General features: G+C 55.8%; 12 protein-coding genes. All 12 read right to left on the minus strand.

Going from position 1 to position 13,921, the window contains the following annotated elements:
* Nucleotides 1-2: 2 nt before the first annotated feature.
* Nucleotides 3-1,640: a glycosyltransferase family protein gene (locus J2I47_RS19940; RefSeq protein ID WP_207366372.1), complete on the minus strand. Its 1,638-nt coding sequence runs from the start codon at nt 1,638-1,640 to the stop codon at nt 3-5.
* A gap of 34 nt (nt 1,641-1,674) precedes the next feature.
* Nucleotides 1,675-3,141 (minus strand): right-handed parallel beta-helix repeat-containing protein, encoded by a 1,467-nt coding sequence (locus J2I47_RS19945; RefSeq protein WP_207366373.1) that lies wholly within the window; start codon nt 3,139-3,141, stop codon nt 1,675-1,677.
* 158 nt (nt 3,142-3,299) lie between these two features.
* A complete protein-coding gene (locus J2I47_RS19950; protein WP_207366374.1) occupies nt 3,300-4,205 on the minus strand; it encodes a glycosyltransferase family protein in 906 nt (301 codons plus the stop codon).
* Nucleotides 4,202-4,975 carry a WecB/TagA/CpsF family glycosyltransferase gene (locus J2I47_RS19955; protein WP_207366375.1) on the minus strand — a complete coding sequence of 258 codons (774 nt, stop codon included), beginning with the start codon at nt 4,973-4,975 and terminating at the stop codon, nt 4,202-4,204. The genes J2I47_RS19950 and J2I47_RS19955 overlap by 4 nt, the downstream gene beginning before the upstream one ends.
* Nucleotides 4,976-4,998: 23 nt before the next feature.
* Nucleotides 4,999-6,249, minus strand: coding sequence for a glycosyltransferase family 4 protein (locus J2I47_RS19960; RefSeq protein WP_207366376.1), 1,251 nt, complete (start codon nt 6,247-6,249; stop codon nt 4,999-5,001).
* Between the two features lie 100 nt (nt 6,250-6,349).
* Nucleotides 6,350-7,237 carry a glycosyltransferase family 2 protein gene (locus J2I47_RS19965; RefSeq protein ID WP_207366377.1) on the minus strand — a complete coding sequence of 296 codons (888 nt, stop codon included), beginning with the start codon at nt 7,235-7,237 and terminating at the stop codon, nt 6,350-6,352.
* Between the two features lie 17 nt (nt 7,238-7,254).
* On the minus strand, nt 7,255-8,475 hold the full coding sequence (locus J2I47_RS19970; RefSeq protein WP_207366378.1) for an O-antigen ligase family protein: 1,221 nt from the start codon (nt 8,473-8,475) through the stop codon (nt 7,255-7,257).
* Nucleotides 8,476-9,633 carry a glycosyltransferase family 4 protein gene (locus tag J2I47_RS19975; RefSeq protein ID WP_207366379.1) on the minus strand — a complete coding sequence of 386 codons (1,158 nt, stop codon included), beginning with the start codon at nt 9,631-9,633 and terminating at the stop codon, nt 8,476-8,478.
* Entirely contained in the window at nt 9,630-10,784 is a 1,155-nt protein-coding gene (locus J2I47_RS19980) for a glycosyltransferase family 4 protein (protein ID WP_207366380.1), read from the minus strand. The genes J2I47_RS19975 and J2I47_RS19980 overlap by 4 nt, the downstream gene beginning before the upstream one ends.
* A 33-nt stretch (nt 10,785-10,817) precedes the next feature.
* On the minus strand, nt 10,818-11,726 hold the full coding sequence (locus J2I47_RS19985) for a glycosyltransferase family 2 protein (protein WP_207366381.1): 909 nt from the start codon (nt 11,724-11,726) through the stop codon (nt 10,818-10,820).
* Nucleotides 11,727-11,817: 91 nt separating this feature from the next.
* Nucleotides 11,818-13,236 (minus strand): flippase, encoded by a 1,419-nt coding sequence (locus J2I47_RS19990; protein WP_229374809.1) that lies wholly within the window; start codon nt 13,234-13,236, stop codon nt 11,818-11,820.
* Nucleotides 13,230-13,895, minus strand: a complete 666-nt coding sequence (locus J2I47_RS19995; protein ID WP_207366382.1) for a sugar transferase — start codon at nt 13,893-13,895, stop codon at nt 13,230-13,232. Before J2I47_RS19995 ends, J2I47_RS19990 begins: the two co-directional genes overlap by 7 nt.
* Nucleotides 13,896-13,921: the final 26 nt, after the last annotated feature.

A 13,921-nucleotide genomic window follows, 5' to 3' on the forward strand; every position in this document is an offset into this window, starting at 1 on the left:
TCTTACCCTTTTGTCAGGGTGCATTCCAGGATCTGATGCCCGGCAATGTTGACTGGTAGCCGACGAATGACGCGCACGTAGTTGGCCCGGATGAGCCGCTCGAACTGATACCGGCTTGCCTCGTCGACTACATAAAAGTGCCCATCAGCGGCCGAATCAACACCGTTACGACCAGCAACACCCATCAGTTCCTGCGTAGGCATTATGGAATGAACGCCATAGTAGGTCCGCAGGCCGTTGATGATGTTATAGTCGACGGTGGCGTTGGGTAAGTTGCCCGTTGCATTGGCCGATGGCCAGTCGAGGAGGTAACGGGCGGGGGCGAGGTGGTAATGCCAGACGGGCAGGAAATAATCTGCCGACTCGAAAAAGACGGGATAACGGGGGTTCAGCTGCGATAGGTACGGCACAATACCGCTGGGAAATTGCCGCACCTTCCGGCTTTGATAAAACACAAACCCAATCAGCAATAGCCCATACACGGTCAGGAAGGCCATCGACGCCGACCCTGTCTGGAAGACTGTACCCAACCGGGGCCAACTGCGCAGCCAATGCTGAACCTGGGGTGCCAGCGTATATATGGCATAGAGCAGCCCATAGGCCAGCAGCAGGTGACTCGGCCAGAAATATCGGCTCAGGAACACAGACGTATGCACCAGCGACACCACCAGCGCAATTGCCAAGGTGCCCAGCGTGACCACACACGACAGCAGGAAAAACGAAAACGCCGGATCAGCCACCACCCCCCGCCAGCCGCCACGAAGTTTGGGAATGGCCACATAAACCAACAACGCCAGTACAAAGCCTACCCGCGCCACCGGAAGCCAGCTAAAAAGCGGGCTATGCTCCAGCTGCGACGAAGGGCTCGGCAGCAGTTCGCCGACGGTGTTGAAAGAAGACAGAAACGTGGGCACCGGAATCCAGGAGTGGGGCTTGCCCGCCTCAGCCTGAATGGCAAACTGCGGGTACCAGCTAACGTACCATAACCCAAAACAAACCAGGTGGGCGGCCGTAATCAATCCATACCTACGCTGCCCCGACACCAGCCACAACAGCCCGAAAAAACCCATCGACGAGGCCATGTAGAACAGGCCCACGTTGTGGCTCATGAGCATCAAAAAGCCAATGCCCACGTGCGCCAGCAGCCATTTGCCACTGTTGGGTGCGTGAATGAGCCGGTGCGCCGAAAGCACAAAACCCACCGTCAGCAGCAAATACAGGGCATAGGTTCTGATCTGCGTGGCCAGCACATAATTCAGAAACGTCAGGCTCATTATGGCAGTCAGCAGCACAAAATTGAGCACCGGCGTACCAATCAGCCGGGTAGTGTACCGGAAGAAAAGCACTCCCGTAAGGGCAAACAGCCCAATGGAAATGCTTTTCAAAAAAAACAGGTTGACCGATATACCGTGCCCCAGCAGCCAGTACATATTGACGAACAGGGGCGGGTTGGCATCCATACCACTCACTACGGCCTTGTTCACATGCCCCAGCGACGGGTCGGTAAGTAGGGTGTAGCTGATCACTTCATCCATCCAGAGCCACGGTTCCCGAAAAAACAGCGATGCCGCCACCGGCACAGCCAGCAGTAAAAACAGGCAAACGCTCAGAACAGTTGGTTGGGTTGGCTTACGTGTCATTGGTGATGAAAAGTGCTCCGATACATGAACGCGGTTACGGAATCAGCGTGCCGACTTCGTTGATGTTGTCAGTAGCCGTCAGCACAGCCCCATTCACGGCGTCGAAAGCCACGCCACCAGTGCCTTTGATGATGCGGTTGCCCGACAGCGTAACATTTTGGGCACCAGCACCATAGGCGCGGAAGGTGGCAATATTGGCTCCGTTTGTGCGGTTCGAGAAGGTGTTATTCACAAATTTATTGTTGGGGGCGTTGTCACAGATCACTGCATTGTCGCCGGTGGTTTCGATTACGTTTTGGCTATACGTACCCCCGTTGCTCGACGGTGAAATAATCTCCAGCCGCCCCGTCAGCGACAGGCTGTTACGGTTTACGTTGGCCGTACCGGCGTTGAATAGTTGTACACCGCCCACGCAGGTGCCCAGCGTACGGTTGCCCGACACTTCCATGCCGCCCTGCAAGGTGCCGTTACCCTGCCCGTCATTCGACCCGATGATGAGCTTGTCAAACTTACCAGCAAATCGGTTGTTTGTGATGACTACGTTACGCAGGGCACCGGCAATCTCGATACCGTACAAACTACAGTTGCGCAACTCGTTATCAACCACCGTGTTACCATCCAGAGGACCCGATAGTGAGATGCCAAAACGGCAGTCGTGAATCACGTTGCCCGCTACCCGGATGTTGGTACCGGCGTAAACGTTAAAGTTGTCGTGGTTGAAAATCTCGAAGGCCATGCGCTTCGCGCCAATCGTGTTGTTCTGAATTACCACGTTGTTAGCCTTTTTGCCCGTCTGAATTTTCAGCGTCAGGAAGTTGGTGCTGTCTTTGGCGGCGGCGTCTGTGCTCGTGCAGTTCTGAATGGTCAGGTTATTCACCGACGGACCGTCGATGGTAATTACCCCATAGGTGCCCTTTTCCTGCGAGGATACCGCCCAGCCCAGCCCGTCGAGGGTAACGTTGTCAAAGGCAAGGCTACTGCTGACCGGACTGGCCAGCGACACGTACGTAGCGGGCAACTTGATGGTTACCTTCCCCGGATTAGCCCGCAGAATACGGTTGCCGGGCAGGCGTACCGTGGTGCGTTGGGTATAAACACCGTCGGGAATAACCAGCTCAACGGCGGCATCGACGGCGGCCTGTAGTTCGGGACCAATGTCATCGTCGGCGGGGGTGATGCCAAACCAGAATGCGTTGGCTGCGCCCATGTACTGCCGCACGTAGCGACGTCCGTTGGCCGTTACCAGCACCGTGCCCATGTTGTCGGCCGATGTTTTGTCAGACGGCATGAGCCGAAACGTACCCTGTCGTCCGGCGTCGGTAATCTGAATCGTACCCGGAACGTCGAGCTTGGTCATGCCGCGCACGCCCGCAATGGTGAGCGTGTCGGTAGCCGTAGTCCGAATCAGCGTGTCGGGGTCTACCTCCGCCGGCTTGCAGTAGCTTAGCAGCAACGGCATCGTCAGCAGCAGAATGAGATGCATTAAGTGATTGATTTTCATAGTATTATGTTGAGTAGTATTTTTTTTGACAGGATTATCAGGATGGCGGGATGAACGGGATTTTTTCAATCCATTCTCAGAAACGAACAAGAAAATCCTGTTCATCCTGCCATCCTGATAATCCTGTCAAAAGAACTCTTGTCCAAAAAACATGCTGTCTACCGCATGCCTGCGTAGGTCTTGAGCCGGTTGTAGAGCCGGGTGGCGAAGCTGTAGCGTTGCAGCGTTTTTTTGTGGTAATACGGTGTGGTTTCCACCACGGGGGGTAGTATGAACTGGCGTTGGGTGCCCGCATCCAGTTCCGTTTTGTACCGGTTAAAAATGTCGGTATGCGTGGCGTCGGCGCCAAAACCAATGTTCTGCACCTTCGACTGCGTGGGGTAGATCGTGAGGCCGTTGGCTTTGAACCGGCTGTAGCAATAGCGGATATCCCAGGCGTCGATTTCGCCTTCCATCTGCCGCCGCAGCATCCGGCCCAGATCAGCGCCACCCTGTTCAAAAGCTTTCACCAACTCCCGGTCCTGCTTGAACTCGTTGTAATCTGCTACGTCCCAGTCAATGGAATGCCAGCGGTCGGCCCAGGTAGCCCAACCCCAGGGGCTGTGGCGCGGCACGAAATACGCATCAAACTTATAGTCGGCAGGGCGTTGGAAGGGAAATGTGTAGCCCGCAATAGAATAAACCCGCTTGTTTGTTTTGTACTGCTTCAGGCACTGGTTCATGTAGTCCAGAAAATTGGGCGACGTGATCAGGTCATCTTCCACAATAATGGCCGTTTCGTGCCTGTTCAGCACGTGGGTGATACCCCGGATAATGGAATCGGCACAGCCAATGTTGGCTTCGGCGTAGTCGCGGTGAATTTTCTTGAAACCCGTAATGCTGTCCAGCAGGGCGCGTACCTCAGCCACCTTGGGACCGTCGATCTCCATTTTATCGGGCTTGGGTGCATCCTGAAAAATGTACAGTTCACTTTCGGCGGCCAGGTAATTGGCTTTCAGGGCAGTTACCGTAGCGGCCAGATCGTCGACCCGCTTGAAGGCGAATAGGATGATTGGTGCGTTCATGGTTGTTTCTGTTTTAGTAATTGTTTCGTCAACGCCCAGATGAACAGGGAGTTGGTGGTGAAATAGCGTTTGAACAAGCGGCGTGGCTCCTGCATCAGGCGGTAACCCCACTCCAGGCCGGCGTTGCGCACCCAGGCGGGCGCACGGTTCACCGACCCTGTCAGCACCGGCAAGGCCCCGCCAATACCCAACAGCACCGCCGGTATCTGACCGCGCATCCGGGCTATCCAGCGCTCCTGCTTGGGACAGCCCAGCGCCACAAACACCAGTTTGGCACCCGATGCGCTGATACGAGCCGTTATGTCCCGCTCTTCCTGGTCAGCCAGCGGGCGAAACGGCGGCGAATAGGTACCAGCCACCTGCAAACGGGGGTACCGTTCGGCGCAGACGGCCACGGCCCGCGCCAGTTCGTCGTCGGTGGAGCCGTAGAAATAAACGGGCAACTGTTGTGCGGCGGCCCCTTCCAGCAGGCTGGGCATCAGGTCCATGCCGGCTAATCGATCCTGCTCAATACCATACAGTTTCTTCAGTGACCACACCAGCGGCATGCCATCGGCAGCTACCCAATCGGCTCCATTCACGTCGCGGGCCAGCGTTGGGTTCTGGCTCGCTTCGATCACCATGTGCACGTTGGCAAAGCAAACCGTCCGCGATTCGCCCCGTGCCGCCGCCGCCAGAATGTCGTCCCGAAAATCGGCATACGGCATCAGCGTGAGGTCAAGGCTAACCACCCGTCGGCGTGTTTGAGGCTGTGTGTCAACGTGTTTCATATTGTGTTAATGTATAACGTACACTATACATTGTTCATAACCTTCTCCCCCACCAGGCTTGGATAGATCTCGTCGGTGAAGCGTTTTATTTTGTTCGACCACACCTGCTGCTGCGCCGTTTCGTAGGCCGTCTGGCCCATTTGCTGCCGTTCGGCGGGGTGGTGATATAGCCACTCAATACCCCGCGCCAGGTCGTTCACCACCTGTTCCGGGGTCTGTACGGGCACTTTTATACCCGTCTGTTCGCTGACAAGCTCGTTTTGCCCGTGCAGGGCCAGCGTTACCACCGGCATAGAGTAGGCCATGGCTTCCATCACCTGCATGGGGCACGAATCGCGGAGGCTCGTAAAGAAGAACACGTCCGACTCACGAAAATATTCCTTCACGCGGTCATAGGGTACGTGCCCCACCCAGTCTACGCGGTCGGCCACGTCGTATGTTTCCAGATAGCCAGGTACAAACTCAGCCATCTCGCCCTGTCCGCCCACAATGGTGAGCCTGATGGGCAGCGTTTTGTCGACTTTGCTAAACGCCTCGATGGTCAGTTCAATGCCCTTCCGCGGTAGCATCCGACCTACCCACAGCAGATTCATGGTTGGTCCCGGCTGTCGCCTGATGGCCTCCGTGGGCATGAACGAGGTGGTTAGCCCCGCGTCGAGCATGCGGCCCAGGGGTTTGTCTTTCCGCAGCACGCGGGCCATCTCCATAGTGTCTTCGTTGGAAATCAGCACCTGATCGGCCACGTTGACGGTATGGAAAAAGCCCGGATTGATAAACGACAACACCTGACTGACCACGTCGCGGATTTTCTCGCGCGACCAATACGGCCCGAAATACCGCCTGAAGGCCACCGGCGCCTGCTGCCCACCGCCCACCGGACCAAACAAAAACGGCTTGCCCACACGGTACATGAAACTACCCAGCTGAATGCTGCTGTAGGTAACGTGATGTACCAAGGCAAAATCATGTTCGGCGTCCAGTTTACGGGCTTTGGCGGCGGCTTTCCACTGCCAGTACAGATAGTGCATATACAGCCCCACCATGTTGCCATAGGCCTTGTTGAGCCAGTTGGGCAGGGCCACGTAATGCATCGTCAGGTTGGGGTAATGCCCCGCCGCCAGGGCCGGTTCAATCCGGTCCCGGAAGTTTTCCTGCGTAATGCAGTGCACGCGCAATCCGGCCTCGCTCAGCAGCGTGGCGTAGTTCCAGCCGTTGCCCTCCTCCGATCCGTGGTTGGGCAAACAGGCATAAGCTGAGAGCAGGATTGTTTTCATCTTCGTTATGTGCTGATGGACCGCTGATGGTTATGATCTTTATGATGGCTTATGATCTTAAATAATCGTAAGCATCATAAAAATCTGCGGCCCATAGTATTCACTTCGCCATCAGGTATTTACGCTTCAGAAAGCCCATCGAAATGCGCAGCACGTCGACGAGGAAGTAGAGGTGTTTGGTCTTGCCGTGAGCCAGGGCAAAGTTGTAGCGCACGGTCAGGTTTGTTGGCGAGCGGATAGACGTGAAGCTGGTAACGAAATCTTTCCAGGTCTCCTTCTCTTTTGCGCTCAGAAACAGCCCCGTGGCATCGGTATATTCCAGCACCATGCTTTTTGTGCTGATAATCAGCGGAAAACCAGCTTTCTTGGCCCGTACCGAAAACTCGATGTCGGACATGTAGTGCGAAAACCGCTTGGAATCATACAGGCCGATCTTGTCGAAAACGCTCATCGGAATCAGCGTACCCCGCCCCGGCAACGAATCGGACTGGACAAAGTCAGTGCGCCGCAGCAGTTCGTTGTAGTCGTAGTTGTAGTCGGCGGCGGCATCACGGCCCGAAGCAAACCACAGTTCCATATGGGTGCCGGCAAAGCGCAGTTTTTCGGGCGAATTCACGTCGGCGCTGGGCGAGCCTACCAGACAGGGTTTGTGCTGTTCGTAGGTGTCCAGCAGCGTTTGCAGGTAGTCGGGACGCACCACCGTGTCGTCGTTGAGGGTCAGGATAAAGTGCTCCTCATAGCCCGGCGCGGGGTGTTCCTGTGCGAAACGGATACCCCAGTTGGTGGCCTCGGTCCACCACAAATTGCCCGTGCCGCGAATAATCAGCGTGTCGGGAAATTCGTCCTGAATCATCTGACTTGTTCCATCCGTCGACCCGTCATCGACGACGATCACGCGGAAGTTGCGGTACGTCTGCGCGGCCAAATAGCCCAGGCACTGCTGTGTCAGGGTTTTTCGGTTGTGAACAGGAATAACGATTGTGATCATAACGTAAACTGAAAAACTTAAGTCGATGCGTATGCCTTCACCGCTGGCTTCTGTTGCGGCACCGTGGTTACCCGGCGCTGGTAGATGCCGTAGAACATGCCCAGCCCGGTAAAGGACCAAAAAAAGAGCGGCAACTGATACGACACGCCAAACAGCAATCCGCTGATAATGAATGCGAAGAGCAACGTCTGTTCAGACGACATCTTCCGGTTGCGCTGGTACATGATCCAGAGCGTAGTGACGACAATGAACAGGTTCAGCAGCAAGCCCGCAATGCCGTAATTGTAGAGCATATCGATGTATTGCGAGTGGATAACGGTGCCTTTCGAGGCAAAATCTTCGTTTTCCATGATCTCGCCTTTGTCGTAACCTTCGTAACGCCAGCCCAGCATGGGCCGTTGCACAATGCCTTTCCAATAGTAGGTCGACTGTTCGAGCCGCCAGCTACCGGTTTCGTCTTCCGACGGTTTGGCAATGCCGCCGATGTTCTCGAAAAACGCTGCCGTTTTCTTCGGCGACAAAATTCCCGCAAATGGCAACCCGATCAGGGCCAGCACCAGCAGTGTAGAAAGCATATTGCCCAGGCGCAGGTTGGCGGTGGCCACCTTACCAATGGCACTTAAACCGAAAACAACCAGCATGGCAAACAGGGCCGTGGAAATGACCGAGCGGTGCAACAGAATAAAGATGACCCCAAACACGGCCAGCGTTTTCAGCAGGTCAACCCGGCGACCATGCTGCATGTATTCGAGCAGGAAATACAGGAACGGAATCACCAGGTACAGCGCCTCGAAGGCCGCCGTGGTGCGCGATTCAGACGTAAAACCGTACTCCAGAATGCGGCCTGTGAAAACCTGACCTACCACATACATGACCAAAATGGCGTTGACCACCCACTTCATCTTGACCTCACCCGCACGGGGGGCCACATAAAACGTGACCAGAGCCAGACCACAGTAGGCCAAGCGTTTAATGACAAAAAACGAGTACACATACTGGTTGTAGAGGTGCAGCGACTCGATCACCAGCGCAATGACGCTCAGCGTGATCACCCAGGCCACCAGCTTATAGGGGCCGGGGTAGGTGAAGTAGAAAAACATAAGCCCGGCGGCACCCACCACCCCACCCAGGTTCACCATAGCGGTGAGGACGGGGCTAAGCTGGTTAAAGCCATACGTCATCGAACTGACTCCGAAGAGCAGGATGAACAGGGCAATACGGTGAATCCAGATCTTCATTTACGGGTTGCTCAACACGCGTTCATAAATGGCCTTCGTCTCATCGGTGATGTGCTTGGCGTCGAAACGCTCCAGCGCAATGTGCCGGGCCTGCCGGGCGATGCGCTGCCGCAGGTCTTTGCTTTCCCAGAGCTGCTCTACACCCCGGGCAATGTCGACCGGCTCAAGCGAAGTCAGGATGCCCGTTTCGCCCGAATCGATCATCGACGATACGCCGCCTACGTCACTGGCTACTACCGGCAAACCCGCCAGCTGGGCCTCCGACACGCTGTTGGGGCTATTGTCGATGTAGGACGGGTGTAGCAGGCAAAACGCTTCGTGATACGCTGACCACAGTTGCGGGGCCGACAGCATCCCCCGGTGTTCCAGCGCCGACGCCGGTACATTGGGCAGATCGAGCGACTGGGCCAGGTCGACCAGCATAGCGGTATCGCCATAGCCGGTCACTATCAGGCGGATGGGCAACTTCTGCCGCAGGATATTCAGGGCTTTCAGGGCTTCCCGAATGCCTTTGATGTCGTTGAGGCCACCCACAAACAGCATGGCATCGGCGTTGGCATTGGCCGTCGCGTCGATGGGCTCGTAGAATTCCGGACGCATCAGTTCCCAGTTGTGGTGAATGATGGCGTCGGGTTGTAGTTGCTTAATAATGGCCTTATCCCAGTGCGTGCGGCCAATGTAGTGGCGAACGCTGGGCGCGTACTTCTTCTCGTAATAGCTGGCCACCGCCCACGACGCATGCCGGTATTCGGGCTTTTTGGGCAGGTACTTGTAGTATTCCGTTACAAAACCCTGTGCGCTCAGCACCTTCGGTACCGTGAGGCCAGACCCCATGGCGGCGTACTGCTGTTCGGTGCCGTGAATATGCACCAGATCATACTGCGACCCGATTTCGTTGACGTATTCACGTACCCGCCGCACGCGCCGCGCATAGCCTGTGAGCAGATCGATCTTGTCGTCGGGGACTTTCAAAAAAATGTACCGGACCCCGTCGCGTACGGTCTCTTCGTCCTGCTCAATGGCGTGGTTATAGCTCACCACCGTAATCCGCACCTGTCCCGTAGCGACCAGCCGGGCAGCCAGAGCAGTCATCCAGGGCATGGGGTGGCCAGGTTTGGCCGGGTGCGGAGCCGGGGCCAGCCAGAGTGCGTTGATCATGCGTTGAGAACAGATAATGGTTCGTTGAGCGCCTGGTCGTAAAACGTAATCAGGCGCGTTAATGCCGTTTCGTGGTCGAAATGGACTGCCGCAAAATCGGCCTGCCGAATGGCCAGCGTCTTGCGTTCGGCCGGATCGAAGTAATGGAGTATCTCATCCGTAACCCCTTCGGCATCAGTACTTTTCAAGAGCCCGTCGTGGCCCGGTACCATTTCGGGAATACCCCCTACAGGCAGGGCTAGTACTGGTGTCTGTACGGCCATGGCCTCAATGATGCTGTAGGGGCAGTTGTCGTTAAGGGCCGTGTGTACGTACAGATCCGTTTGGGCCACCAGCCGCCACGGGGCCGCCTGCCGACCATAGAACGTGACGTGGTCTGTTAACTTCAACTCAGCCACCAGTTGCTCATATTCCGTTCGTTTTGGGCCATCGCCGATAAGCCAGATGTTGAACTTTTCGACACCCCGCCGTCTCAATTCGTCACCAACTTCGATCAGAAGTTTCTGATTTTTTCGCTCATCGACATAACCCACGTTGCTGATGGTGAGTCCCTCTTCGCTCGCTTCGTGCGTGATGGTAGCCGTAGCGATTTCCGCCGAAACCGTGTTGTACAGAATCACCTTGTTGACATCGGCGGGCAACAGATGCTTCGATTTCTGATAAGCGTAATCCGAAACGAACACGTAGTTTCTCACCTGCGAAAACAGGTAGCCATACCAGCGCGTAAGCTGTTTCTGAAGCCAGCCGGGCAGCTTGTTGGCGGTAGTAAGCTCAGTAACAGGGTCATCGTTGAAATGGCAGGTCAGCACCACCGGCACTTTCTTACCCAGCGCCAGCCACGCCGCCACCCCCGACCGCACATCCTGCGCGTGGATCACGTCGAACGCTTCGGTCCGCCGCGCCCGTGCACCCAGATACAACCGCACGAAGTAGGACAGCTCAAACCAGATCACCCGGCTCACGGTACCTAACCGGTTGAAAACATGGCCGATAATATTGAGCAGTTTATTCCAGAACGGCGGCGTATCGGTTGTTTCCACCACCGTTACCTGATGGCCACGGCGCACCAGATCCTGCGACAGGGTGCGGTAATACGTAACCACGCCCGACGGAGAATAAGTCGCTAAGAAAGTGACGATCAGAACGTTCATTTTTGAAGGGAGTTCAAGGGTCAGACCTTAAACTCATTTATGCATGTACTTATACAGCCTCAGCGTGAGAATGTTATCGGGACGTTTGCGGAAATTGTTGATCAGGCTATCAATGGCCGCTTCGCCGAAAATGAGGAAGTTGTAGAGGCGGTTGGTGCGTTTGGTGCGCGCCTGTTCCATGGTCTGACCCAGTGCCCATTTGGCAAAAACCGCCATACCGTAGGCGTCGCCGTGCACGTTCTGGAACACCCGCCGCTGGTTGCGCACGGCATAGTACTGCTTCCAGGCACCGGGCCAGGGAATACCATTGCGGTCGAACGAGGGTGGGTGATAAAAGATCGAAGCCGGCACAGTGACCACGGGGAAACCGTTTTTGATCGTCCGCGTCATGTACTCAACTTCGTCACCCCAGATAAACAGTTTCACATCGGGAGTGCCCACCGTTTTCACCACCTCCGAGTGGATCAGCGTGCCGTTGAAGAACGATGCCACACCGTAGATCAGGTCAAACTGCGTCATGTCGCTCACGGTGCGGTAGGTCCGGTTTGGCCGGTCTACGTAAAACGCCAGCTCACTATGATCTTTGGCGCTTACCGACATTGAATTCTTGATGCATGGCCCCAGGTTGGGCGATTCGAGCAATTTTTGCAGCGCATCGGGTGCCGCCACACAATCGTCGTCCATGCACCAGAGCCAGGTAGACCCGCCGTTGTAGGCCGTCTGAATACCCGTGGCAAAGCCACCGGCGCCACCCAGGTTGGCCTGCGTCGTCACGGTTAGATCAGGTTGGGTGGCCAGCCACTCGTCGGTGCCGTCGGTGCTACCGTTGTTGATGACGTAAATCACGTCGAGCTTCCGGGTCTGCGCCCGCAAGGTGTCGATGCAAATTTTCAGGTCATTCAGGCGGTTGAACGTCACCACCACTGCTGCTACTGTTTCCATAACTTTATTGAGTATCAAGGTTTAATGGTTAAGGTCTAACGTTGCTTCGCGTGCGACGCCCCCCCCGCGAAGCAACGTTAGACCTTAACCATTAAACCTTGAACTTCTTTCTCCCCAGCCGCGCTTTGCCAAAGGCAATGGCTTCCTGGATGGTTTCACGTTGAATAATTCTTACGCCTTTGTAATACAGGTAGCCAAACATGGCCAGCATAATGTACAGTTCGGCCAGCACCCAAGCGTAGGCCGCGCCGGTGTAGCCGTAGCTTTTGATGAGCCATACGTTGAGTACCAGCCCCACCACCGACCCAATGGCCGTGATCCCGAAAAACGCCTTGTCCATGCGTAGGTTCAGCATCGTGTGCATGCCCAGCAGGTTGCTGGCTCCGATGATGATGGGCAGAAACGCCACAATCCGCAACACCGGAATGGCATCGGCAAAGGCCGCGCCGTAGAACAGATTCACGAAATAAGGTGCAATGATCCAGAGGCCAATCGTGATCAGCACCATCAACCCCACCAGGGGCAGAAACGCCGTTTGCACCAACCGGAGGCCGTTTTCGCGTCCTTTCCCAAAAGCATTAGCCACAATGGGGAAAAACGCCTGGTTCAGGGCCAGGGCAACAAATGACCGGGCGATGCCCTCCAGCCGCGTGCCCGCCGAGAATATCCCGACCTGATACGATGTGCTGAGCAGCCCCAGAAAAAACACCGTCGAGCTGGCGTAGATCGTGATCATAACCGACGAGAAAAACAGCGTGCTGTCTTCCTTGAACCGATTGATGAGCCGCGCCACCGATGGCCACGCAAACGTGATCTTGAACCGCTTCACCGCAATACCGAGCGCCACTACATTGATGGCCACCTGCGATACGCTCAGTGACAGGTTCTGATAGATGTAGTCGTTGGCTTCGCGGATGAATAAAAACACCGACGCGGTCACCAGCACTTTCACCACCAGGTTAAACACCGCCACCCGGCTCAGATCTTCCATGGCCTGGTACACCCAAAACGGCGACAGCACCATGGCAATGGTTGTGATGTAGGTGCAGATGTGCAGCCAAGCGTGTTCCCTGAATTGCGGGTTCAGGTAGGTAACAAACCCGAAAATCACCGACGACAACACCCACAGCACTACTTTACCAGCAATGACTTCACTAAAAATTTTGTCGACAACAGCCTTGTTGTAGCGGTTGGAGGCAATGGCCCTGACCGCCGCCATCTCAAAGCCGTAGTTGATCAGCAGCGTGAAGTAGGCAATGTAGGCCAGCGAGAAGTTGAGCAGCCCCAGCTTATCCGGCCCGATGATGCGCACTACGTAGGGTACCGTCAGAATGGGCAGCAGAAAGTTGGCTACCTGCACGCTGAACAGCGACGCTACGTTGACTGCAAACCGGCGCAGCGTGGGCTTCGACAGCATGGGCTGCCCCTCCGGCGTTTCCTGCGGGGGTACTTCGGCAGCCGTACCTGTTACCAGAGGCCGGGTTTCTACATCGGGACTGGCTCCTACCATGCGTTTTTATTGCCCATGAATACGGCCTTCACCGTCCACCAGCAGATGCGGGCGTCGAGCGACAGCGACTGCCGATGGATATACATGCGGTCGTAACGAATACGGAGCTTCATCTGGTGGTCTTCGCGGGTTTCACCACGTGCCCCCCGCGACTGTGCCAACCCCGTGATACCGGGTTTCACTTTATAACGGTCCTTATAGCCGGGCATCACGTGCCAGAACTTGGCGTCGAGTGGTAGCGGGTGTGGGCGCGGACCTACCACGCTCATGTGACCAGCCAGTACGTTCAGAAACTGGGGCATCTCGTCGAGGTTCGTTTTCCGCAGAATACGACCAATGGGCGTTACCCGCGAGTCACCCTGCTCAGCTTGTTTGAATTCAGCCCCTGGGTTGTAGGTCATGGTACGAAATTTGAGACATGGAAATTGCCGTCCATTCCGTCCCGACCGAACCTGCACAAACAAAGCAGGTCCCCGCGACGATAGTCGAATCAGCAGAGCCAATAGGGGTAACAGCCAGGAAAGGACCGTTAACGTAACCACACCGGCTACTGCCAGGTCAAACCCGCGCTTGGCGATGTCCCGGTAAAGCGGTTGATTAGACGTAACGCCACGTTCGAATCTGGCTCGAACCGGCTCAAGGCTGGTTGCGCTTAGCATAACGTGTGTGGATAATTTTTATGGGT

Origin of the sequence: Fibrella rubiginis, from assembly GCF_017353185.1 — a bacterium.
In the GTDB taxonomy this organism is placed as follows: Bacteria; Bacteroidota; Bacteroidia; order Cytophagales; family Spirosomataceae; genus Fibrella; species Fibrella rubiginis.

Coding starts and splice junctions, on each gene's coding strand:
- J2I47_RS19950 (WP_207366374.1), bottom strand. CDS start 4,205: ATGAACGCACCAATCATCCTATTCGCCTTCAAGCGGGTCGACGATCTG.
- J2I47_RS19975 (WP_207366379.1), bottom strand. CDS start 9,633: ATGATCAACGCACTCTGGCTGGCCCCGGCTCCGCACCCGGCCAAACCT.
- J2I47_RS19970 (WP_207366378.1), bottom strand. CDS start 8,475: ATGAAGATCTGGATTCACCGTATTGCCCTGTTCATCCTGCTCTTCGGA.
- J2I47_RS19995 (WP_207366382.1), bottom strand. CDS start 13,895: ATGCTAAGCGCAACCAGCCTTGAGCCGGTTCGAGCCAGATTCGAACGT.
- J2I47_RS19990 (WP_229374809.1), bottom strand. CDS start 13,236: ATGGTAGGAGCCAGTCCCGATGTAGAAACCCGGCCTCTGGTAACAGGT.
- J2I47_RS19985 (WP_207366381.1), bottom strand. CDS start 11,726: ATGGAAACAGTAGCAGCAGTGGTGGTGACGTTCAACCGCCTGAATGAC.
- J2I47_RS19955 (WP_207366375.1), bottom strand. CDS start 4,975: ATGAAACACGTTGACACACAGCCTCAAACACGCCGACGGGTGGTTAGC.
- J2I47_RS19940 (WP_207366372.1), bottom strand. CDS start 1,640: ATGACACGTAAGCCAACCCAACCAACTGTTCTGAGCGTTTGCCTGTTT.
- J2I47_RS19945 (WP_207366373.1), bottom strand. CDS start 3,141: ATGAAAATCAATCACTTAATGCATCTCATTCTGCTGCTGACGATGCCG.
- J2I47_RS19980 (WP_207366380.1), bottom strand. CDS start 10,784: ATGAACGTTCTGATCGTCACTTTCTTAGCGACTTATTCTCCGTCGGGC.
- J2I47_RS19960 (WP_207366376.1), bottom strand. CDS start 6,249: ATGAAAACAATCCTGCTCTCAGCTTATGCCTGTTTGCCCAACCACGGA.
- J2I47_RS19965 (WP_207366377.1), bottom strand. CDS start 7,237: ATGATCACAATCGTTATTCCTGTTCACAACCGAAAAACCCTGACACAG.